The sequence below is a fragment of the Neisseria sp. P0016.S008 genome (genome assembly GCF_051957775.1).
GTDB lineage: Bacteria > Pseudomonadota > Gammaproteobacteria > Burkholderiales > Neisseriaceae > Neisseria > Neisseria flavescens_B.
In genome coordinates this window covers 249,674-270,567 of record NZ_JBQCWB010000004.1, presented here as the reverse complement: position 1 = coordinate 270,567, position 20,894 = coordinate 249,674, and the positions used below count along the sequence as shown (strand labels likewise).

Here is a 20,894-nt window from a genome sequence, read left to right as displayed (position 1 = left end):
AACTGTTTTTCAGACGGCCTTTAATATGGGGCATCTGTAGGAAAAGGGGGTGTATTTTCACCCCCTTTGCTTGGTTTGCCCTGTATTTCAAACTGCTGCGGCTTACCGCCTCAAAAACTGTACTGAACCAATGTATTTACTGGGTGCTTGGCATGGTTTCGGCATTGTCGCTTCCCTTTGTTTTGGGCTACCTTTCCTTATTGGCCAAAGGCTTTGTGCAATAAACTTTTCAGATAAACTCTCCATACAATAAGGTCGTCTGAAAGCCGAATCTTTATTTGATTTATGTTTTTAAAGCGTTTTTTAAATTAAAGGCCGTCTGAACGTGTAGCTTCAGACGGCCTTTAGTCTTACCAATTCACACGAACAGCCCTACTGCCGAGCAATGTTTCCAGTTCGTCAAACAAGGCGGTGCTTGGCGTTACCATCCATTTGGGTGCAATTTTCAATTTGCCTGATGCTTTGCCGTTGCTGTACGACAGTTGCAGTGGGATGTGCGACGTGTCGGGCAGGCGGTGGGCGGTAAGGATGGCGGCGAGGTGTGCGATGTCGTGGCCGGGGGTGAGGGCGAGGCTGAGGCTGCGGGCGTAGCGTTCGCGCGCCATTTGCAGGGTCATGACTTGGTTGGCCATGATGCGCAACCCGTCGCCGCCATCGTAGTCGTCGCGGCTGACTTTGGATTCGATAATCAGCACTTGGTCGGATTTGAGGTAGTCTGCGCAGTTTTCCAGCGTGTGGCCGCTGACCATGATTTCAATCTGCCCGCTCAAATCTTCAAGGCTGACGAAGGCGATTTTGCCGCGTTTGCCCATCATGGTGCGCACGGCGGTCACGAATCCGGCGAGGCGCACGCTGTCTTGCGGTTTCAGACGGCCTAATTTGGTCGGGGCGATTTGGCGGACTTCTTGGGCATACGGGCCGAACGGGTGACCGGACAAGTAGAAGCCGATGACGGTTTTTTCTTCGGCGAGTTTTTCCGATTCGCTCCACATGGGCGCGTCGACGAGCTGCACCGGTTCGATGGCGTCTTCCATCATGTCGAAGAGCCCGCCCTGATTGGCGTTGGCGGCTTTTTGGTCGGCGTTGTTCATGGCAAGGTCGATGTTTGCCAAGAGCATGGCGCGGTTGGGTTCGATGCTGTCGAACGCGCCGCCGCGGATTAGAGCTTCGAGGGTGCGGCGGTTCATGTGTTCTTTGCCGACGCGCTCGCAGAAGTCCAACAGGCCGGTAAACTTGCCACCGCTTTGCCGCGCGGCGATGATGGATTCGACGGCGGCTTCACCCGTGCCTTTAATCGCACCGAGTGCGTAGCGGATTTTCATGTTCGGATACGGTGTGAAGCGGTAGTCGGATTCGTTGATGTCGGGCGGCAGGAACTCGATGCCGTTGGCGCGGCAGTCGTCGTAGAAATGCTTGAGCTGGTCGGTGTTGTCCAATTCAGACGACATGGTTGCCGCCATAAATTCGGCGGGGTAATGTGCTTTGAGCCATGCGGTCTGGTAGGAAATCAGGGCGTAGGCGGCGGCGTGGGATTTGTTGAAACCGTAGCCGGCGAATTTTTCCATGTAGTTGAAGATTTCGTCGGATTTTTCACGCGAAATGCCTTGTTTTGCCGCGCCTTCGGCGAATATTTCGCGGTGTTTCACCATTTCTTCGGGCTTTTTCTTACCCATGGCGCGACGCAGCAAGTCCGCGCCGCCGAGCGAGTAGCCGCCGATAATCTGCGCTGCCTGCATCACTTGTTCCTGATACACCATAATGCCGTAGGTCGGCGCGAGGATGCCTTCGAGCAGCGGATGGATGTATTGGAATTCCTGTCCCTTCATGCGTGCGACGAAGTCAGGGATGTTGTCCATCGGGCCGGGGCGGTAGAGCGACACGAAGGCGATGAGTTCTTCAAACTTGGTGGTGTGCGCCGTTTTCAGCATTTTTTTCATGCCGGTTGACTCGAACTGGAAGACGGCGGTGGTGTTCGCATCGCGGAAGATTTGGTAGGCGGTCTGGTCGTCAAGCGGAATCTTGCCGACATCGACGATATCGCCGGTGGTGTTTTTGATGTTGTTCTGCGCCATTTCGATAATGGTCAAGTTGCGGAGACCCAAAAAGTCGAATTTCACCAAACCCACGTCTTCCACGTCGCCTTTGTCGTACATGGATACGGGCGATGCGGATTCGTCCGCCTGATACACGGGGCTGTAATCGGAAATCTTGCCCGGCGCAATCAACACGCCGCCCGCGTGCATACCCAAACCGCGCGTCAGGTCTTCCAGCTTTTTCGCCAGTGTAATCAGTTCGTCCGCTTCTTCCGCTTCGATTAATTCCTGAATCTGCGGCTCGGCCTCCATGGCTTTTTCTAAACTCAGAGGTTTGTTGGCTTCCAACGGAATCAGCTTGGACAGTTTGTCGCACAGCATAAACGGCAGCTCCAGCACGCGTCCGACGTCGCGAATCACCGCTTTGGACGACATCGTGCCGAAGGTAACAATCTGGCTGACCGCATCCGCGCCGTATTTCTCGCGCACATATTCAATCACGCGGCCGCGGTTTGCCTGACAGAAGTCGACGTCAAAGTCAGGCATGGAAACGCGTTCAGGGTTTAAGAAACGTTCGAACAGCAGCGCGTATTTCAGCGGGTCGAGGTCGGTAATCTTCAATGAATACGCCACCAGTGAGCCTGCGCCCGAACCACGGCCCGGCCCCACTGGACAGCCGTGCGTTTTTGCCCAGTTGATAAAGTCTTGTACGATAAGAAAATAGCCGGGGAATTTCATCTGGATAATGATGTTCAGCTCAAAATCCAAACGTTCCTGATATTCCGGCATCTTTGCCGCCCGTTCTGCCTCGTCGGGATAAAGCTGAATCATGCGTTCCTGCAAACCCTCGTTGGACAGTTTCACCAAATAATCATCCAGCGACAGGCCGTCCGGGGTAGGGAAGAGCGGCAGGAAGTTTTTGCCCAATGTGATGTGCAGATTACAGCGTTTGGCAATTTCTACCGTGTTTTCCAAGGCTTCAGGCAAATCGGCGAAACGTTCGGCCATGGTTTCCGGCGGAATGAAAAATTGGCTCGGTGTGAAATCGCGCGGACGTTTCTTGTCCGTCAATACCCAGCCGCCTGCGATGCACACCCTCGCCTCGTGCGCGTTAAAATCGTCGCGGCTCATAAACTGCGTCGGATGCGTCGCCACCACCGGCAAACCCAAGTCCTCTGCCAGCTTCACGCTGCCGGAAACACAAGCCTCCCATTCAGGGCGTTCTGGCAAGCGTTGCAGCTCTAAATAAAACGCATCGGGAAACCACGCCGCATATTTCAACGCCGCCGCACGTGCCGCGTCTTCATTGCCGTTCAACAGATTCACGCCCACTTCGCCGTAATGCGCGCCGCTCAAACAAATCAAGCCGCTGTTGTCGCCGTTGTCCAGCCATTCGGGGTTGAGTTCCGCATGATGGATATTGCGGTCTTTGCCGACATAAGCCTCCGTCAAAAGCTCGCTCAAGCGCAGATAGCCCGCATCGTTGCGGATAATCAGCATGGCGCGAAATGGCTTGTCGGGCGCATTCGGATTGCCTATCCATACGTCCGCCGCGCCGATGGGCTTAATCCCTGCACCGCGGCAGGCTTTATAGAATTTCACCAAGCCGAATTCGTTCATCAAATCGCTGATGCCCAAAGCAGGCAAACCGTATTCCTGCGCTTTGGCAATCAGTTTTTTAATCCGCACCATACCGTCGGTAATCGAGAATTCGGTATGCAGGCGCAGGGGGATGTAGGTCGGCTCGGTCATGGCAAAATCGGCGTGAACAATAAAAGGCGTATTGTAGCAGGGTTGGCAGCTAAAGGCCGTCTGAAAACTAAATGTAATGGGGTTGGATAAAGCAAATCAAACAGAAGGGGGCTTTCTTTCAGACGGCCATGTTAAAATATCGCTATTATTGAAAAGGATTAAATGATGGAAGCAACTGTCTATCTTGAAGACAACGAATACATCGCTTTATGCGACCTGTTGAAATTGGCTGGTCTTGCCGAAAGCGGCGGACAGGCAAAAGCGTTTATCGCCGAAGGGCTGGTGTTGCGTAATGGCGAAACTGAAACCCGTAAAACCGCCAAAATACGCGGCGGCGAAGTGATTGAGTTTGACGGCGCACGCTTGGAAATTGCCGATGGATACGACCCTGAAGAATAAAGCCGAAGCCATCTTGGGCGAGCCTCTTTTATATGAACCTATCCGCCCCGAGTCGTGGGAATGTTGCGGCAGCGAATGCGGTGATGCCTGTATTCAGACAATGTATTGGGCGGAAAAAGCACGCTATGACGCGCAACAGCGGAAATTGAAAGAAGCGGGTTGGAGTGATGGCGAAGATGAGGCAAAGGCCGTCTGAAAACGATTGGGCTTGATAGGAGCTGTGTTTCAAACAATGCTGCATTAAAGCCAATGCCGTCTGAAAGTTTCAGACGGCATTGGCTTTTTTAAAGTTTAAATTAAGATTGTGTTACCTCGGAAGCGGTTACATTTTCAGGTGTGCCAGGTGCAGCATCTGCAGGAGCCTGATAATCTGTATTTTGCGATGAAGAGGGCTCGGCATTGTCATAGTTATCATGTTTATGATGCTTATCATGTTTACCAAAGTGTCGTTTGTCTTGATCGTCATCTTGTGCTACTGCCAATACTTTGCCGTTTTGAGCATCAACCAAAGCTTCGTATTCGACGCCGTCTTTCAAGATTTCTACTTTGTAACGGCCGCCCAAATGTTGTTTGTATTTGTAATCGACATCTTTAACGACGCCGCCCACTTCTGCTACCGCTGCTGCGGCTGCTTGCTGGCCGGAAACCTTTGCAAACATACCTTCTTTGAAAGCCATGGTACCTGCCGCACCGGCAACGCCCAAACTTGAAGCAATAATACCGGCAATGATGAGTTTTTTTGAAATAAAAGCGTTAATGCGTTTCATGATTTTCTTTCCTACTGTGTTGTTGAACGATGAATGTATTCTATGCCTCAACAATTAGCTGAACATGAGCAAAACGCTAAGATGTGTAATGGGTTGCAATACTAAAATTAACACTTTAATAATAATGGAGATCGAAGCCGCGCTTTCAAACGGCCTTGCTGATATGTTGTGATGGCATATTTGGCGCAGATTGTGGTTTGCGTGTGAAAACAAAAAAAAGCGTGATGAAAAAAAGGCATGTGTGAGACATGCCCCGAATTAAATGGTAAGCGCGGTAGTGAGAAACCAAATGACGGAATAAGATTTGCGGTTGGTCAACTTATCTCATTCCGCCTTGTTTTACAATCATTCAGGAGATGCTTCGCCTGCAAGATTCTCGATTTCTTCGAGATGCGCGTCAAACCATGAGCCGACCACTTGATTGACTTCGTCCATACCTTGCTTTTTCAGGCTGGAGAACAGTTGAACGCTGATTTTTTGGCGTTCGGTGTAGGGTTTGAGTGATTTTTTTACTGCGGCCAACGTTTTAATCTGGTCGTTTTTAGACAGCTTGTCTGCTTTTGACAGCAGGATATGCACAGGGCGGCCGGTGATGTGGAAGAAGTCCAGCATTTGAATGTCTAAAGCCTTGAGCGGATGGCGCGAGTCCATAATCAAAATCAGGCCGATCAGTTGGCGGCGTTGTTGCAGGTAGTCGCCCAAGAGTTTGACCCAGTGCGCACGAATGGCCTCCGGTACTTGCGCGTAGCCGTAGCCGGGCAAATCGACCATGAAATTGCCGTTTTCCAGTTCAAAGAAATTGATATGTTGGGTGCGGCCCGGTGTTTTGGAAACGTAGGCAAGGCGCACATGATTGGTTAAGGTGTTGATGGCGCTGGATTTGCCTGCATTGCTTCGGCCGACAAAGGCAATCTCAGCCGGCGTGTCGGGTAGGTCTTTCAGATGGTTGACCGTCGTAAAGAATTTGGCGTTTTGAAAAAGGTTCATCAGTATTTCCTTGCATGGAAACAAAACTGCAACATCATAATTTGTATCGGGCATTTATGTTGCAGCAGTTTGGTAATTTGAGTAGTAATTTAATGTAAACTTGGTATAGAATAGCACGTTTATAGAATTATCGGTTTTAATCGGGAAAATTCCCCGGTATTTGAGTATAAAAAAGGCATTGACGCGGTACGCAATGCTGTAATCAGGAGCACTCCATGAAACGATTGACTTTATTGGCCTTGGTATTGGCTGCCGGCGCGGTTTCCGCTGCCCCTAAAGCAGATGCTGAAAAAGGCAAACAGGTAGCGACTACTATCTGTGCGGCGTGTCACGCAGCCGATGGTAACAGCGGTATCGCAACTTATCCTAAACTGGCAGGTCAGTTTGCGGCCTACACCTACGGTCAAACCATGGCCATCAAAGACGGTACCCGTACCCACGGTGCTGCCGGCGTGATGAAACCGATGGTGATGAACTTGTCCGAACAAGACATCCGCGACGCTGCCGCCTACTACGCTAAACAACAAGGCAAACCGGGCGAAGCCAATCCTAAAGAAAACCCAGAGCTGGGCGCGAAAATCTATCGCGGCGGCCTGAGCGCTAAAAAACTGCCGGCATGTATGTCTTGCCACGGTCCTAGCGGCGCAGGTATCCCTGGCGGCGGTACTGAAATCCAAGCCTATCCTCGTCTGGGCGGCCAACACAAAGCTTACGTTGTCGAGCAAATGAAAGCTTACCAATCTGGCCAACGCAAAAACGCCATCATGGCCGATATTGCCAACCGCCTGAGCGAAGAAGAGTTGAATGCAGTAGCCAACTTCATCCAAGGTTTGCACTAATTTCGTTTTGAAACGAGCTTATTGATACAGGCCGTCTGAAAACCCTTCAGACGGCCTTAGCCAATATAGGCCGATAAGCCTGATTGTTTTTTTCAAATAGCGACAGCAAGATTTTTACTACAATATGCAGTATTCTTCCTTTCGCATCGCACGTCATTGCAGTCCGTTCCATCGATCGGATTGCCCCCAGCCGACATTTGAGACATGAGTAAATCTTCATCATCCGTCCCACTTATCCGTAGACCATGGTTTGCCTTTTTCAGCTCCATGCGTTTTGCCGTCGCCCTGCTCAGCCTGTTGGGCGTGGCTTCGATTATCGGTACGGTCTTGCAACAAAACCAGCCACAAGTCGATTATTTGGTGAAATTCGGCCCGTTTTGGTCGCAGATTTTCGGCTTTTTGGGTCTGTATGACGTGTACGCCTCGGCGTGGTTCGTTGTCATCATGATGTTTTTGGTGATTTCCACCGGATTGTGCCTGATTCGCAATGTTCCGCCGTTTTTGCGCGAAATTCGTTCGTTCCGTGAAAACGCGAAGGAAAAATCGCTGGCGGCAATGCGCCATTCCATCGTTTTAGACGGACAGGTGACGCCCGAAGTCGCGCAACGGTATTTGGAAGTACAAGGCTACGGCTGCAAAACCGTTACGCGTGAAGACGGTTCGGTTTTGGTGGCGGCGAAAAAAGGCGCAATGAACAAATGGGGCTATATCTTTGCCCATGCCGCGCTGATTGTGATTTGTTTGGGCGGTTTGATAGACAGCAATATCCTGCTGAAAATCGGTATGCTTACTGGCCAAGTCGTGCCGGACAATACTGCGGTTTATGCCAAAGACTTTAAGCCAGAAAGCGTGTTGGGTGAATCCAACCTGTCGTTTAGGGGCAATGTCAATATCGCGGAAGGGCAGAGTGCGGACGTGGTGTTTCTGAATGCGGATAACGGCATGCTGGTGCAAGACCTGCCGTTTTCGGTCAAATTGAAGAAGTTCCATATCGACTTTTACGATACCGGTATGCCGCGTGATTTTGCCAGTGACTTGGAAGTAACGGACAAGGCGACCGGCAAAGTCAGCGAACACACTATCCGCGTCAACCATCCTTTGACGCTGCACGGTATTACGGTTTATCAGGCAAGTTTTGCTGACGGCGGCTCTGACTTGACGTTTAAAGCGTGGAATCTGGCTGATGCCGACCGTACTCCGGTCAAGCTCAAAGCGACTTCCATGCGCGAGTTTCCGCTGGATTTGGGCAAAGCTTCTTATAAACTGGAATTTGACCAGTTTACTTCGATGAACGTCGAAGACATGAGCGAGCCGTCTGAAAAAGAGCAAAACTTGAAATCCGCTCTCAACGATGTTCGCTCCGTCCGCCAAGAAGGTAAAAAATACACCAATATCGGCCCATCTATCGTTTACCGTATCCGCGACAAAGCAGGGCAGGCGGTTGAATATAAAAACTATATGCTGCCGGTAAAACAAGATGAAGACTATTTCTTCATTACCGGCACACGCAGCGGCTTGGCGCAGCAATACCGCTGGTTGCGCATTCCGATGGATAAAAACGGCCAAATCGACACCTTTATGGCTTTGCGCCAATATCTGAAAGACGATGCGGCACGCCGTAAAACCGTTGCCAATGCTGTTAAAGGCGCACCTGCCGAAATCCGTGAGCAATTCATGGCGGCGGCGGAAAACACCTTGTCTATTTTTGCCAAAGGCGGCTATTTGGCTTTGGACGAATTTGTTACCACCAATATTCCGAAAGAGCAGCAGGAAAAAATGCAGGGCTATTTCTATGAGATGCTCTATGGCGTGATGAATGCCGCTCTGGAAGATACGATCAGCACATACGATCTGCCGGCTTGGCCGCAAGATGAAAAACGCAACCGCTTCCTGCTGCATGCAATGGATGCTTACACCGGTTTGACCGAATATCCCGCGCCGATGCTGCTGCAACTGGAAAGTTTTACCGAAGTGCGCTCTTCCGGCCTGCAGATGACCCGTTCGCCGGGCGCATTCTTGGTGTATTTGGGTTCGGTATTGCTGGTGTTGGGTACGGTGTTTATGTTCTATATTCGTGAAAAACGTGCTTGGCTGCTGTTTTCAGACGGCCGTATCCGTTTTGCCATGTCTTCCAGCCGCAACGAACGCGACTTGCAGAAAGAATTTCCGCAACACACACGGCAATTGCAGCAGCTTGCCAAGGATTTGAACCATGAATAACAAACATCAGGCCTTGCCCGAGCATGAGCTTCTGACACACAAATCATTTATCCGAAACCTCAACCTTTTCGACTGGGCATTCGCGCTGCTGATTGCAGTCGGCGCGTTTATTGCCCAAACCCAGGCCGGTCTGCACATGGACATCTACGAAATGGTGATTTTGTGGGCGAGTGGCGGTATTGCCGTTTTTCTGGGTTGGTTTTTCAAACCGATGCGCTGGTTTATCCCTTTGGGCGTGTGCTTGGCGTATTTGGCCGTTGATTTGTATGGCGGCGACATCAAACGTGCAGACGGATTCCTGCTCAAATACCTGTTAAGCAGCCAGTCGGCGATTATGTGGCAATGCGCGTTTGTGTTCTTCGCCTTGTTTGCCTATATCGTCGGCGCGATAGCGGCGGTACGCAAAAATGTGCCGTCCAATACGCTTTTGGACATGGGTACCGTGTTTGCATGGGTTTCTGCGGTGGCGGGCTTTGTCGGTTTGCTGGTGCGCTGGCATGAAAGCTATCTGCTGCGTCCCGATGCCGGCCATATTCCGGTTTCCAACCTTTACGAAGTATTTATCTTGTTCTTGGTCATTACGGCGCTGATGTACCTCCATTACGAAGGTCGTTTTGCCGTACAAAAACTGGGCGGCTTCGTCTTCAGCTTTATGGCGATTGTGGTCGGATTTGTCTTGTGGTACAGCGTTTCACGCGAGGCGCATGCCATTCAGCCGCTGATTCCTGCTTTGCAGTCTTGGTGGATGAAAATCCACGTTCCGGCCAACTTTATCGGTTACGGCGCATTCTGTATCGCCGCCATGCTGGGTATTGCCGAACTGTTGGCACTCAGAAAAGAAGATGCAGGCAAAAAATCATGGCTGCCGCACTCGCAGGTCATTGAAGAAGTCATGTACAAAGCGATTGCCGTCGGTTTCCTGTTCTTCACGATTGCCACCATTCTCGGCGCATTGTGGGCGGCCGATGCGTGGGGCCGCTATTGGAGCTGGGACCCGAAGGAAACTTGGGCATTTATCGTTTGGCTGAATTACGCTGTCTGGTTGCATTTGCGGCTGGTGGCAGGCTGGCGTGGCAGGGTGTTGGCTTGGTGGGCGGTCATCGGCCTGATCATTACCGCCTTTGCCTTTATCGGCGTGAATATGTTCTTAAGCGGCCTGCATTCTTACGGCACTTTGTAAGCAGCCTATCCCGCACTTTATTTCAGACGGCCTTTTTCCGTTTTCGGAGAAAACGCCGTCTGAATCGTTTTAATCATTTTTCAGACGGCCTCAAACCATGTTGGTATTAGGAATTGAATCATCTTGCGACGAAACAGGCGTTGCGCTCTACGATACCGAGCGCGGCCTGTTGGCGCATCATTTGCACACACAAATGGCGATGCACGCCGAATACGGCGGCGTTGTCCCCGAATTGGCCAGCCGCGACCATATCCGCCGTGTCGTGCCGTTGACGCAAGGTTGCTTGAAAGAAGCAGGCGTAGGCTATGCCGATATTGACGCGGTTGCCTTTACGCAAGGCCCGGGCTTGGGCGGCGCATTGCTGGCCGGTTCAGGCTTTGCCAATGCCTTGGCATTTGCCATCGGCAAGCCCGTTATCCCCATCCATCATCTTGAAGGCCATTTGCTCTCGCCTTTGTTGGCAGACGATAAGCCTGAATTTCCATTTGTCGCTTTGCTGGTGTCGGGCGGACATACGCAATTTATGGCTGTACGCGGTATCGGCGATTACACCTTGCTGGGTGAGAGCGTAGACGATGCGGCAGGCGAGGCTTTTGACAAAACGGCCAAGCTTTTGGGTTTGCCTTATCCCGGCGGTGCCAAATTGTCCGAGTTGGCCAAACTCGGCACACCTGATGCTTTCTCATTCCCACGCCCCATGCTCTACTCGCACGATTTGCAGATGAGCTTTTCCGGTTTGAAAACCGCCGTTTTAACCGCTGTCGAAAAAGTCCGTGCCGAAACCAGCAGCGATGAAATTCCGGAACAAACACGCAACGATATTTGCCGCGCTTTCCAAGATGCGGTAGTTGACGTATTGGCGGCCAAAGCCCAAAAAGCGTTGTTGGATACCGGCTTCAGAACTTTGGTGGTTGCCGGCGGTGTGGGTGCAAACTGGAAACTGCGTGATGAATTTTCGCGCTTAACCGTCAAAGTGCCGTCTGAAAAAGGCAAACCCAAACCGCAGGAAGAAAAAATCAATGTTTATTTCCCACCGATGGCATATTGCACCGACAACGGCGCAATGATTGCCTTTGCTGGCGCGATGCGTCTTGCCGAGCGTCAGGCTGTCGGCGCATTTAATGTCAAGCCGCGCTGGCCGCTGTCAGATATTGTGAAGCAGGGTTGATGCATTAGACTGCTTCGATGCAATGAAAGGCCGTCTGAAAACCTGAAAATATGGTTTTCAGACGGCCTTTAACTAAATGGATTTATGTTGTGAAGTCTCTTTGTAAACGAAGAAGAGCAGTTATCCTGGAATTTCGATTTTGGTTTCCGTTTTGGCGAAATTCATCACAAATTGGCTTTTGAAATTGCGCACCCTGTTGACGGACGTAAGCACGCGGCGCGTAAAGGCGTGATAGGCGGGCATATCGGTGCAATGTACCAACAGCAAGAAATCATAATTACCGGAAATTTCATAACACCCGACAACTTGCGGCTCGCTCTGCATACTGCGTTCAAATGCCTCTTGCACATCGTGGTACTGGCGTTCGAGGTCAACTTGGACAAAGACGCTGATGTTCAAGCCGACTGCCTGCGGCGAGACAATGGCGGCTTGGCGGATGATGACGCCTTGTTCGGTCAGGTTTTTGATGCGCCGCTGGCAAGTGGCGATTGACGAATGCACTTGTGCGGCCAGTTCTTTCAGCGGAATGTCTGCGCGAGTTTGGAGAATGTTGAGGATATTGCGGTTGAGTTTGTCCAGTTCCATTTCAGACGGCCTTTGAATGTAATATTTTTTGATTTTCTAATCATAATAGAAAAATTATCTTTATTATATAAAAAAATATGAGAAATTTTTTCACACATTTTCTTTACAATATCAATATTGATTTATCGAGGAAGGCCGTCTGAAATGACGAATTTATCCAAAGGTTTGCTGGCGGCCATAACGTCCAATGCATTGTTTGCCATGCTGTTTTTGTACGGCATATGGATGCAGCCGATGAGCGGCACGGAAATTTTTGCGTGGCGTATGGTGGCGATGCTGTCGGCTTTATGCGTGCTGATGACGATGGTCAACGGTTGGCAGGCGGCGGCGCGGTTTGCGAACAATATCGGCCGCGATTGGAAGCGGTGGCTGTTGATTGTATTGCCGACGCCGATATTTGCCAACCAGTTGTGGCTGTTTGTCTGGGGGCCGGTCAACGGGGAAGGGGTAAACATCGCCATGGGTTATTTCCTGTTTCCTTTGGCGATGATGCTGGGTGGAAGGATTTGGTTTAAAGAGCGTTTAAACCGATTGCAGACGGTTGCCGTTGTGTTGGCCTGTGCAGGTGTGGCATGTGAATTGGTACGGTCGGGTGCGTTTTCGTGGACGACTGTATGGGTGTTCGGTACTTATCCGTTTTATTATCTGCTGCGCCGAAAACTGGGCGTGCCTTCTTTAATCGGACTGACCTTTGATTTAGTGATGATTACGCCGTTTGCGTTAGCGTATATTTTGCTGGCAACAGATACGCCGGCGATGATTGCGGCCAAACCGGCATTAATCTTTTTTATTGTGTTGCTAGGCTTCAATAGCGCAATATCCATGCATTTGAATTTGAAGGCGAATCAGTTACTGCCGGTTGCGGTGTTCGGTATGTTGAGCTATTTGGAACCTGTATTGCTTTTTATCGTGTCGATTGTATGGCTGGGCGAGCCGGTAGAAAAAGGCGCATTAATCGGCTATGGCCTGATTTGGTCGGGATTGTGCGTGATGATCGTCAATGGCTTGTTGGGGATGAAGAAAGAAAAGAAATTGGTCAAAGTTTAATGATAAATTAAGGTTTGATATTGCAAGGGACGTATCGGATACGCCCCTTTTGTTTTACCAGCTTTGGGCGATACGGTCGGCTTCTTGCAGACGTTCGACTGTGCCGACGTCCAACCAAAGGCCGTTGTGGTGTTCGCCGCTGATTTGGCTTTGGCTCATGGCCTGACGCAACAGCGGGGCAAGTTTGGCAGCCTGGTGCGCCGGGGTGTCTTTGAAAAGCGCAGGATGATAAACGCCCACGCCGCTGAAAGTCAGGGCTTGGCCGTCTGCGGATGAGGCGGAAACCAGGCCGTCTGAAAGCAGGCCGAAGTCGCCTTCGGGATGATGGGGCGGATTATCCACCAGCCACAAATGGGCGAGAAGGTTGTGTTCCTGCATACGCTTGGCAGCCAGTTGTGCAGCTTGGAAATCAATGTCGGTCAATACGTCGCCATTGACGACCAAAAACGGTTCGTTGCCCAAAAGAGGCAGGGCGGTGGCAATGCCGCCGGCGGTTTCCAGGCCTCCGGCGCGCTCTGGAGAATAGGCAATGTGCACGCCGTAGTCCGAACCGTCTTTCAAAGTATCTTCGATTTGTTGGCCAAGCCAGGCATGGTTGATGACGATTTCAGTGAATCCGGCCTGCTGCAGGCGGCGCAAGTGCCAGCCGATAAGCGGCGTGCCTGCTACTTCGAGTAAGGGTTTGGGCGTGTGGTCGGTCAGGGGGCGCATGCGTTCGCCACGACCGGCGGCCAGTATCATTGCTTTCATGGGTGTGCCTATAATGTGTGAAACAGAAAAGGTCTCAGGCCGTTTGAAAAATGAAACCGATGTTTCAGACGGCCTGAGACCTTTATTTATGCCAACGATTTAAATTGCCTACGGAAATACAGCAATGCCGGTGCTTGCGTGTCGGTATTGCGGATTTCGTTGATCTGAACGAAAAAGACGTAATGCGTGCCGATTTCGCGCTGATCGACAATGCTGCCGTGCAGGTGCGCCAGTGCGCCTTCGACTTCGAGCTGTCCGGTTTGCCCTCTATGCCAAATATGGTATTCGAAGCGTTCTTCGGGCGAGAGGTCGGTCAGTCCGGCAAAGTGTTCGGCGACATCCTGCTGGCTGTCGTTGAGTGTGTTGATGCATAAATCACGGTTGCCTTCCAGAATGGGAATGATGGCGGATTGGCGGTTGATGCACAGCATGACCGTCGGCGGCTCGTCGGTAACGGCAGTGACGGCAGTCATAGTAATGCCATAGCGTCCTGCTTCGCCGTCTGTCGTGATGACGTGCACGCCGGCGGCACAGGAGGCCATGGCATCTCGAAATGGTCTCTTGAATGTGTGTGTTGAGTCTGTCATCCGGCTTTCTTTATTTTAATGCCTGTTCGATTTTTGCCAGCTCTGCTAAGAGTTCTTTGAGTTGTGCCATTTTTTCTTTGGACAGAACTTTTTCAATCGCATCGTAGCGTTCGTCAACCAATGCGCCGGTGGATTCATAGAGTTTCTCACCTTCGGGCGTCAGTTTCAGGTAAACACGGCGTTGGTCGTTGGAAGGCTTCAGGCGGACGGCCAACCCTGCTTTTTCCAAGCGGGTCAGAATGCCGGTCAGGCTGGGGCGAAGGATGCAGGCCTGATTGGCCAAATCTTGAAAGTCGAGTGTGCCGTTTTCCGCTAAGAGCCGGATAATACGCCATTGCTGGTCGGTAATATTGGCTTGGTTCAGAATAGGGCGGAATTGGGTCATCAATGCTTCCCGCGCCTGAATCAGACCGATATTGATAGATGCATGTTTAGATTGGTTGGGCATTACTAAGTCTCCGGTGTTATCAAAAATCAAACCGTTGAAGCGTAGGTAGATTGATAAAGGCGAATATTGCTGTTTTAAGGCTGCCGTCGGCAGCCGGGTCATGGGAACAAAAGCATCACTGCCACAATATTAGATGAAGATCTCTAACAGTTTGTTTTGATAATAATGTTTCCAATTGTTCTTATGGTTATATCTTAGTCTATTTTCTTTATAATCTCAACAAAATCATATGTTATTGGGAAAGAGATAGTTTATTTATTTATGAAATGGAATTGGTTGAATATATTTAGGTGAAATTATTCTTTAGATTCTCTATTTTTGGCGGATTTTCAATGAATTTAGCTGAAGATATTTGCCAAGTAAATTCTGATTTTTAAGCCGATATAACTGGAAAGTCCGGATGTGTGATGAATCATTTTGCCATCTTTTAATATGATAATGGTCGGTGTGACGGCTATGTTCCATTTTTGAGCCATCAGGCCGTCTGAATCATTGAAGTTTGGAAAGGATAGATTGTTTTGTTGCATATGGTGGGCAATATCCGCATCGCTTCCGGAGCGCAAGGCTACGCCCAGTGTTGGGATATTGTCTTGGTGCAGCTTTTCTATGGTGGATGATGTGTATGAACAAATACGACACCAGCTGCCCCAAAAATAAACGACGGCAACCCGATTTTGGCTGAAGGATTGAAGGGAGGTGGTTTGTCCATTGGTTAAAGTGATGGTTTGTGCTGCCGACTGCAAGGGTTGGTCAGGCTTGCGCACCCAGTCGACAACCAGGGATAAGAAGATGAAGATAATCACAGCCTGAAGCAATGATTTGGCGTAGTGGAGCAGGGTTTTCATCATATATTGCGGGAATATTGGATTATTGTTTTATAAATGAAAAAAGCCTTGCAGAGCAAGGCTTTTTGATTCGATTCTGAAAACGTATTAACGTTTGGAGAATTGTTTTGCGCGACGTGCTTTGCGCAAACCTGGTTTTTTACGTTCAACTTCACGAGCATCGCGAGTAACGAAGCCTGCTTGAGACAGAGCTGGTTTCAGGGCTGCGTCGAAGTCGATCAGGGCGCGGGTAATGCCGTGACGGATAGCGCCGGATTGACCGGTTTCGCCGCCACCGGTTACGTTAACTTTGATGTCGAAAGATTCGGCATTTTCAGTCAGAACCAGAGGTTGACGTACAACCATGCGGCTGGTTTCACGTGCGAAGAATTCGTCAACGGGACGGCCGTTTACGATAATTTGGCCGGTACCTTTAGTCAAGAATACACGAGCCACTGAACTTTTGCGGCGGCCTGTGCCGTAGTAGTATTTACCGTTCATGTCGTGTCCTTATTATTTCAGTTCCAAAACTTTAGGTTGTTGTGCAGCGTGGCCGTGTTCGGCACCGGCGTACACTTTCAGTTTTTTGATCATGGCGTAGCCCAGAGGACCTTTAGGCAACATGCCTTTTACGGCTTGTTCCAAAGCGCGGCCAGGGAATTGCTCTTGCATTTCGCGGAAAGTGCGCTCGTAGATGCCGCCTGGGAAACCAGAGTGACGGAAGTATTTTTTGTCTTCGAATTTAGCACCGGTCACGCGCAGTTTGTCTGCATTGATGACGATGATGTAGTCGCCGGTATCAACGTGAGGGGTGTATTCGGGTTTGTGTTTGCCGCGCAGACGGTGTGCGACTTCGGCTGCGACACGACCCAGAACTTTGTCTTCTGCGTCAATGACGAACCATTCGCGCTTCACCTCATGGGGTTTTGCAGAGAAGGTTTTCATGGTTGGAATCCAGATATATATAGAAAGTTATGGATTTTAAAGAGGAGATTGGTTTTTGTCAATCTTAATTGAGCGTGTTTGATGCATGAATATGCGGTTTTTTCAGACGGCCGGAAATCTTTACGAAAGTCTTTACTTATAAAGGGGAAAGCCACACCTTTCGGTATGGCTTTTTTAGGGAATCCCCACGAGTGCCGTTTGGGCTGAATCCGCTTGAACCTTGCTGACAAGGCGGTCACCTCGGGTAGTTTCGGGTGCGTCCGGCAAACGGACGCTCGCGCCCACTACAGCTCCCGGCAACCTAAAGCGAACGTATTGGTTCAAAGGAATATATGCCTTCGCGAACACCGCAGGGAAAAGGGGAAATTAGTTTTGCTCCAAGCGCGCCAGTGCTTTTTGGCACGCGTTGTTCATGTCGGTTATTTTACGCTCAAATTCACCGATTGCCAAATCGTCGTTGAGGGTGGTTTTCAAGAGGTCGTGTACGACGTTGAGGGCTGCCATGACGACGATTTTGTCCGTGCCGACGATGCGGCCGCTTTCTTTAATCGCGTCGCTTTTTTTGTTGAGCATTTCAACGGCTTGCAGGAGGGTGGCTTTTTCTTCACTCGGCGTGTTGATGGTGAAGTTGACATTCATGATGTCGAGATTGACTTGTTCGATACTCACGGGGCGTCCTTTTATTGTTGTGTTTCTTGGGGCAATCGGGCAATGAGGCTGCGGATTTGGTCTGCGCTTTGGGCCAGTGCGTTGCGGTAGTTTTCTTTTTCGACGGTCAGGCTGTCAATTTTGCTTTGCAGGTCTTCTTTGAGTTTGCCGACTTGAACCAGCAAGGCTTCGCTGAGTTCGTCAATGGCCGCGTCGTGTTGGCGTTTTTGTTGCTCTTGCTCGAGTTTGAGTCTGTCGATTTCTTCGTTGAGACGGCGGTTTTCTGAAACCAGCGTTTCAAATTTTTGGACAAGTTGGTAAACGTTGATTTCCAGATTGTTCAGTGATTGGTTCATGTGTTTCCCTTCAGACGGCCTGATGGCCGTCATATTGTGCGTCAGGCCGTCTGAATGACAGACGGCGCGACCGTTTATTCGAAGCGCGCGCTTCGTTCCATCAGTCGTTCAACGACTTGCTGCGGGGTCATTTCTTTGCGGATGAGTTGCAGCAGGGTTTGGGTGATGGGCATATCGATTTGGTATTTGGCGGCAGTATTGAAGACTTCTTCGATGGTGCTGACGCCTTCGGAAACGTGGCCGATTTCTACAAGCACTTGATGCAACTCTTTGCCTTCTGCGAGGCCGAGGCCGACGCGGCGGTTGCGCGAGAGTGCGCCGGTACAGGTCAGGATAAGGTCGCCGATACCTGCCAAGCCCATCATGGTTTTGGGTTGCGCGCCCATGGCGATGGCAAGGCGGGTGATTTCGGCAAGGCCGCGTGTTACTAAGGCTGCGCGTGCGTTGAGGCCGTATTCGAGGCCGTCTGAAAGGCCGGTGGCAATCGCCATGACGTTTTTAACGGCACCGCCCACGGCAACGCCGATGACGTCGGTGCTGCCGTACAGGCGCATTACGTTGGTGTTCAGTTGGGCGGTGGTTTCTTCCACCCATTCTTTGTTTTCGGAGGCAAGTACGACGGCGCAAGGCAGTTGGGCGGCCAGTTCTTGGGCAAAGCTCGGGCCTGAGAGAACGCCGATTTTTTTATTGTTTGGCAGGACTTCTTTCAGTACTTGGAAAGTCAAAAGGCCGGTATCTTGTTCAAAACCTTTGCAGGCTGCGAGAACGGGAATGTCGGCGGCGTTATGTTGTTTGAGCAGCTCGGCGCTGCTTCTGAGGCCGGCTACGGAGGTAACGATCAGGGCAAGTTGGCTGTCTTTCAGCGCTTCACTCAAATCGGCATAAACGGTCAGAGACTCAGGGAAAGGGAAGCCGGGCAGGCCGCGTTTGTTTTCGCGGTCTGCTTGCAGGGTGCGGATTTGGTCGGGATTGCGTGTCCAAAGGGCGACTTCATTGTTGTGGTGCGCAAAGTGCAACGCGAGAGCTGTACCCCACGAACCTGCGCCGATGACGGTAATTTTCATGTTTCTCTTCCATATGGGAACGGGGCTTACTTTAAAACAAACGGCTTTGGGGTGCAAGGGCGGCGTTTGTGAAAAACATTTTGTGCTGTTTAAAAAGCCTCAGGCCGTCTGAAAGTTCAGACGGCCTGCTTCGGTTTATGATTTATTGTTGCCGGAATGGTAGGCATCGTAGGCGTAGTAGTCGTAGCTGTTGTTGGCTTCGCGCTTCATGCCATTGAGGACGACACCTTTGATATTGATGTGGTTTTGTTTGAGGCGTTCGACGCTGGCTTCAAGCTCTCGTGCACGGGTGTGCGCATAACGGCTGATCATCAGGACGGTGCCGGCATGTTGGCCGATGATGACGGCGTCGGTCACGGCCAATACGGGCGGCGTGTCCAAAATGACGTAATCGTAGCGTTGGCGCGCGTGGGCGAGCAACTCGTTGAAGCGGTTGTCCATCAAAAGCTCGGACGGATTGCTGGGATAGCTGCCGCTGCTGATGAGGTGGAGGTTTTCAATGCCGGTCTCTTGTACGGCTTTGGCCGGAGCCGCTTTACCGCTTAGGATGTCGGACAGGCCGAACTCGGGGGTAAGGCCGAAGAGTCGGTCAAGATAGCCTTTGCGCATATCGGTATCGATAAGCAGGACGCGTTTGCCCGACTGCGCCATTACGGCGGCGAGGTTGGCGGAGATAAAGGACTTGCCTGCTTCAGGCGCGGCGCCGGTAATCATGAGGACGTTGTTGGGCGCGTCCAGCATGGAGAAGTAGATATTGGTGCGCAGGGCGCGGATGGCTTCGACGGCCGTATCGGTACGGTCTTCGCTGGCCAGCAGATAGTTGGAACGGCCGCCGGTTTTTTTGAATTTGTTTTTGAAGAAGTCACGTTTTTGCTGGGTTTTGGAATGCGGAACAAGAGCGACGACTTCCAAATTGAGGTTTTCGATTTCTTCGGATGAAGTGATGCCGTTTTTCATGCGGTTACGGATCATCAGCCACAAAGCGGTCAACGAGCCTGCGGCAAGTGCGCTCAGGAGCGTGATGACGGCTTTGCGCGGTGCAACCGGGTTTTCAGGGACGTAAGCATAATCGACGATGCGGACATTACCTTGCGCACTGGCTTTCATGATGTTGAGTTCTTGTTGTTTGCTCAACAGTTGGACGTAGGTTGCTTGGTTGGTTTCTACGTCGCGGGTCAGGCGGATGACTTCTTGTTGGGTATTGGGCAATTCGGCGATTTGTTGGTTGATTTTGTTTTTGGCGCGTTCGAGAACGGAGAGTTTGTCCAATACGGCTTTATAGGAAGGGTGTTCCGGTGTGTACAGCTCGGCCAAACCTGCTTCTTCGGTTTTGAGCAGGGTAATTTGGGTTTCGATGCCGGTCAGGCTTTCCAATGCGCCTTTGGACTCGAGCGGAATGTCGAGGGAGCCTGATTGTTGGCGGTAGGCATTGAGTTTGTTTTCAGCGTCTTGCAAGGTTTCTTTCAAGCGTGGCAATTCTTCGCTGATGAAAGCCAAGCCGCTGGAAGCAACTTGGACGTCGCGTTCGCGGTTTTGCGCAACATAGTTGTCGGCAATGCTGTTGAGAATGACGCTGGTGCGTTTAGGGTCGGTGCCGGTAAAGGTAAGGTTGATGATGGGGCTGGTTTTACCTTTGCTGATGACCGCCAGTTTGCTTTGGATGTTTTCGATGGCGCTGATGCGTGAGAATTTGGTCAACGCAAACTCTTGGCCCGGATCGGCCAGGATTTGATCGATTTTGAGGATGGTTTGGTTGTTGATTTTCAGAGGCACGCCGACCTTGCCTTCGACGACGTGTTTGTCGGGAAGGGTGAGGGTATAGGCTTTGTTGTTTTTGACGGTCAGCGTGAAGGTTTTGTTGAACCATTCTTCTTGTACGGTAAAGTTGCCGACGGTCAGTTTGGGATCGGGGTTGCCGCTGAGATTGTGCATCAGGCTGCCGATAACGGGCGTGTATTTGGCTTTGACTTCTTGGTCGAGTTGGAGGTCGTCAACGGTTTTACCCAGCACCAGGCGTGATTGAACCAGCTCGACTTCTGCTTCAGACGGCGTGGTTTGGTTGTTGAAGATGCTGTTGATTTCGGTCAGGATTTGGTTTTGCCGCGTTTCGATTTCCAGCATGGCGTCGGCGCGGTATTGCGGGGTGGATGCCAGGCTGAAGGCTGCGCCGAGTATGCCGCCTGCAAGCAGGGCGGCGAGGATTTTGTATTTGTGCATCCAAATGACGCGGAGCTGTTGGCCGAAGTCGATTTCGTCGTTGTCTGCGCTATAAGGTGTGTAGGTCGTTTTTTTCAT

At 50.9% G+C, this 20,894-nt stretch carries 21 protein-coding genes and 1 other RNA gene; 7 read left to right on the top strand and 15 right to left on the bottom strand.

Translation table 11 applies throughout. The features are described 5' to 3' along the window. Positions 1-350: 350 nt before the first annotated feature. On the bottom strand, positions 351-3,785 hold the full coding sequence (gene dnaE / locus ACTHS8_RS07330) for a DNA polymerase III subunit alpha (protein WP_440373362.1): 3,435 nt from the start codon (positions 3,783-3,785) through the stop codon (positions 351-353). Between the two features lie 165 nt (positions 3,786-3,950). Here dnaE and ACTHS8_RS07325 point away from each other — a divergent pair, with 165 nt between their 5' ends. Together ACTHS8_RS07325 and ACTHS8_RS07320 are read left to right on the top strand one after the other, a co-directional pair. After that, complete coding sequence (locus ACTHS8_RS07325; protein ID WP_002221492.1) at positions 3,951-4,184, top strand: RNA-binding S4 domain-containing protein; 234 nt, start codon at positions 3,951-3,953, stop codon at positions 4,182-4,184. Next, positions 4,162-4,380, top strand: coding sequence for a hypothetical protein (locus tag ACTHS8_RS07320; protein WP_440373361.1), 219 nt, complete (start codon positions 4,162-4,164; stop codon positions 4,378-4,380). Before ACTHS8_RS07325 ends, ACTHS8_RS07320 begins: the two co-directional genes overlap by 23 nt. Positions 4,381-4,480: 100 nt before the next feature. On the opposite strand, the gene ACTHS8_RS07315 is transcribed toward ACTHS8_RS07320, so the two are convergent. Both ACTHS8_RS07315 and yihA read right to left on the bottom strand, forming a co-directional pair. Further along, positions 4,481-4,951, bottom strand: a complete 471-nt coding sequence (locus ACTHS8_RS07315) for a PepSY domain-containing protein (RefSeq protein WP_440373360.1) — start codon at positions 4,949-4,951, stop codon at positions 4,481-4,483. Between the two features lie 345 nt (positions 4,952-5,296). Next, complete coding sequence (gene yihA / locus ACTHS8_RS07310; protein WP_150537175.1) at positions 5,297-5,938, bottom strand: ribosome biogenesis GTP-binding protein YihA/YsxC; 642 nt, start codon at positions 5,936-5,938, stop codon at positions 5,297-5,299. 215 nt (positions 5,939-6,153) lie between these two features. Between yihA and ACTHS8_RS07305 the strand changes: the two genes are divergently transcribed. The 4 genes from ACTHS8_RS07305 to tsaD all read left to right on the top strand — a co-directional run bounded on the left by ACTHS8_RS07305 (position 6,154) and on the right by tsaD (position 11,345). Continuing rightward, complete coding sequence (locus ACTHS8_RS07305; RefSeq protein ID WP_049322625.1) at positions 6,154-6,777, top strand: c-type cytochrome; 624 nt, start codon at positions 6,154-6,156, stop codon at positions 6,775-6,777. A gap of 267 nt (positions 6,778-7,044) precedes the next feature. Continuing rightward, positions 7,045-8,997 carry a cytochrome c biogenesis protein ResB gene (locus ACTHS8_RS07300; RefSeq protein WP_440373389.1) on the top strand — a complete coding sequence of 651 codons (1,953 nt, stop codon included), beginning with the start codon at positions 7,045-7,047 and terminating at the stop codon, positions 8,995-8,997. Further along, on the top strand, positions 8,990-10,177 hold the full coding sequence (ccsB, locus tag ACTHS8_RS07295) for a c-type cytochrome biogenesis protein CcsB (RefSeq protein WP_063076606.1): 1,188 nt from the start codon (positions 8,990-8,992) through the stop codon (positions 10,175-10,177). Before ACTHS8_RS07300 ends, ccsB begins: the two co-directional genes overlap by 8 nt. A gap of 97 nt (positions 10,178-10,274) precedes the next feature. Next, complete coding sequence (tsaD, locus tag ACTHS8_RS07290; RefSeq protein WP_063076607.1) at positions 10,275-11,345, top strand: tRNA (adenosine(37)-N6)-threonylcarbamoyltransferase complex transferase subunit TsaD; 1,071 nt, start codon at positions 10,275-10,277, stop codon at positions 11,343-11,345. Positions 11,346-11,465: 120 nt separating this feature from the next. Here tsaD and ACTHS8_RS07285 read toward each other — a convergent pair whose 3' ends face one another. Then, positions 11,466-11,930, bottom strand: a complete 465-nt coding sequence (locus tag ACTHS8_RS07285; protein WP_063076608.1) for an Lrp/AsnC family transcriptional regulator — start codon at positions 11,928-11,930, stop codon at positions 11,466-11,468. A 144-nt stretch (positions 11,931-12,074) separates the two neighbouring features. Between ACTHS8_RS07285 and rarD the strand changes: the two genes are divergently transcribed. Continuing rightward, positions 12,075-12,977: an EamA family transporter RarD gene (gene rarD / locus ACTHS8_RS07280; RefSeq protein WP_440373359.1), complete on the top strand. Its 903-nt coding sequence runs from the start codon at positions 12,075-12,077 to the stop codon at positions 12,975-12,977. Between the two features lie 54 nt (positions 12,978-13,031). On the opposite strand, the gene murU is transcribed toward rarD, so the two are convergent. The 11 genes from murU to ACTHS8_RS07225 form a co-directional block, all read right to left on the bottom strand. Then, entirely contained in the window at positions 13,032-13,727 is a 696-nt protein-coding gene (gene murU, locus ACTHS8_RS07275) for an N-acetylmuramate alpha-1-phosphate uridylyltransferase MurU (protein ID WP_063076610.1), read from the bottom strand. A gap of 86 nt (positions 13,728-13,813) precedes the next feature. Beyond that, entirely contained in the window at positions 13,814-14,314 is a 501-nt protein-coding gene (gene hpaC, locus ACTHS8_RS07270; RefSeq protein ID WP_063076611.1) for a 4-hydroxyphenylacetate 3-monooxygenase, reductase component, read from the bottom strand. Positions 14,315-14,324: 10 nt separating this feature from the next. After that, on the bottom strand, positions 14,325-14,762 hold the full coding sequence (hpaR, locus tag ACTHS8_RS07265) for a homoprotocatechuate degradation operon regulator HpaR (RefSeq protein ID WP_003681518.1): 438 nt from the start codon (positions 14,760-14,762) through the stop codon (positions 14,325-14,327). A gap of 338 nt (positions 14,763-15,100) precedes the next feature. Then, a complete protein-coding gene (locus ACTHS8_RS07260) occupies positions 15,101-15,610 on the bottom strand; it encodes a protein disulfide oxidoreductase (protein WP_197459453.1) in 510 nt (169 codons plus the stop codon). 84 nt (positions 15,611-15,694) lie between these two features. Beyond that, positions 15,695-16,087 carry a 30S ribosomal protein S9 gene (gene rpsI / locus ACTHS8_RS07255; RefSeq protein WP_003681515.1) on the bottom strand — a complete coding sequence of 131 codons (393 nt, stop codon included), beginning with the start codon at positions 16,085-16,087 and terminating at the stop codon, positions 15,695-15,697. A gap of 12 nt (positions 16,088-16,099) precedes the next feature. Next, a complete protein-coding gene (rplM, locus tag ACTHS8_RS07250) occupies positions 16,100-16,531 on the bottom strand; it encodes a 50S ribosomal protein L13 (RefSeq protein ID WP_003684605.1) in 432 nt (143 codons plus the stop codon). Positions 16,532-16,709: 178 nt separating this feature from the next. Beyond that, a non-coding RNA gene (gene ssrS, locus ACTHS8_RS07245) (6S RNA) lies at positions 16,710-16,890 on the bottom strand. Positions 16,891-16,897: 7 nt separating this feature from the next. After that, complete coding sequence (locus ACTHS8_RS07240; protein WP_003681511.1) at positions 16,898-17,200, bottom strand: cell division protein ZapA; 303 nt, start codon at positions 17,198-17,200, stop codon at positions 16,898-16,900. Between the two features lie 11 nt (positions 17,201-17,211). Continuing rightward, positions 17,212-17,535 carry a hypothetical protein gene (locus tag ACTHS8_RS07235; RefSeq protein WP_036492772.1) on the bottom strand — a complete coding sequence of 108 codons (324 nt, stop codon included), beginning with the start codon at positions 17,533-17,535 and terminating at the stop codon, positions 17,212-17,214. A 74-nt stretch (positions 17,536-17,609) separates the two neighbouring features. Beyond that, positions 17,610-18,599: an NAD(P)H-dependent glycerol-3-phosphate dehydrogenase gene (locus tag ACTHS8_RS07230; protein WP_063076614.1), complete on the bottom strand. Its 990-nt coding sequence runs from the start codon at positions 18,597-18,599 to the stop codon at positions 17,610-17,612. Between the two features lie 135 nt (positions 18,600-18,734). Then, entirely contained in the window at positions 18,735-20,894 is a 2,160-nt protein-coding gene (locus tag ACTHS8_RS07225) for a polysaccharide biosynthesis tyrosine autokinase (protein WP_036492774.1), read from the bottom strand.

Coding starts and splice junctions, on each gene's coding strand:
- dnaE (WP_440373362.1), bottom strand. CDS start 3,785: ATGACCGAGCCGACCTACATCCCCCTGCGCCTGCATACCGAATTCTCG.
- ACTHS8_RS07325 (WP_002221492.1), top strand. CDS start 3,951: ATGGAAGCAACTGTCTATCTTGAAGACAACGAATACATCGCTTTATGC.
- ACTHS8_RS07320 (WP_440373361.1), top strand. CDS start 4,162: ATGGATACGACCCTGAAGAATAAAGCCGAAGCCATCTTGGGCGAGCCT.
- ACTHS8_RS07315 (WP_440373360.1), bottom strand. CDS start 4,951: ATGAAACGCATTAACGCTTTTATTTCAAAAAAACTCATCATTGCCGGT.
- yihA (WP_150537175.1), bottom strand. CDS start 5,938: ATGAACCTTTTTCAAAACGCCAAATTCTTTACGACGGTCAACCATCTG.
- ACTHS8_RS07305 (WP_049322625.1), top strand. CDS start 6,154: ATGAAACGATTGACTTTATTGGCCTTGGTATTGGCTGCCGGCGCGGTT.
- ACTHS8_RS07300 (WP_440373389.1), top strand. CDS start 7,045: ATGCGTTTTGCCGTCGCCCTGCTCAGCCTGTTGGGCGTGGCTTCGATT.
- ccsB (WP_063076606.1), top strand. CDS start 8,990: ATGAATAACAAACATCAGGCCTTGCCCGAGCATGAGCTTCTGACACAC.
- tsaD (WP_063076607.1), top strand. CDS start 10,275: ATGTTGGTATTAGGAATTGAATCATCTTGCGACGAAACAGGCGTTGCG.
- ACTHS8_RS07285 (WP_063076608.1), bottom strand. CDS start 11,930: ATGGAACTGGACAAACTCAACCGCAATATCCTCAACATTCTCCAAACT.
- rarD (WP_440373359.1), top strand. CDS start 12,075: ATGACGAATTTATCCAAAGGTTTGCTGGCGGCCATAACGTCCAATGCA.
- murU (WP_063076610.1), bottom strand. CDS start 13,727: ATGAAAGCAATGATACTGGCCGCCGGTCGTGGCGAACGCATGCGCCCC.
- hpaC (WP_063076611.1), bottom strand. CDS start 14,314: ATGACAGACTCAACACACACATTCAAGAGACCATTTCGAGATGCCATG.
- hpaR (WP_003681518.1), bottom strand. CDS start 14,762: ATGCCCAACCAATCTAAACATGCATCTATCAATATCGGTCTGATTCAG.
- ACTHS8_RS07260 (WP_197459453.1), bottom strand. CDS start 15,610: ATGATGAAAACCCTGCTCCACTACGCCAAATCATTGCTTCAGGCTGTG.
- rpsI (WP_003681515.1), bottom strand. CDS start 16,087: ATGAACGGTAAATACTACTACGGCACAGGCCGCCGCAAAAGTTCAGTG.
- rplM (WP_003684605.1), bottom strand. CDS start 16,531: ATGAAAACCTTCTCTGCAAAACCCCATGAGGTGAAGCGCGAATGGTTC.
- ACTHS8_RS07235 (WP_036492772.1), bottom strand. CDS start 17,535: ATGAACCAATCACTGAACAATCTGGAAATCAACGTTTACCAACTTGTC.
- ACTHS8_RS07230 (WP_063076614.1), bottom strand. CDS start 18,599: ATGAAAATTACCGTCATCGGCGCAGGTTCGTGGGGTACAGCTCTCGCG.
- ACTHS8_RS07225 (WP_036492774.1), bottom strand. CDS start 20,894: ATGAAAAAAACGACCTACACACCTTATAGCGCAGACAACGACGAAATC.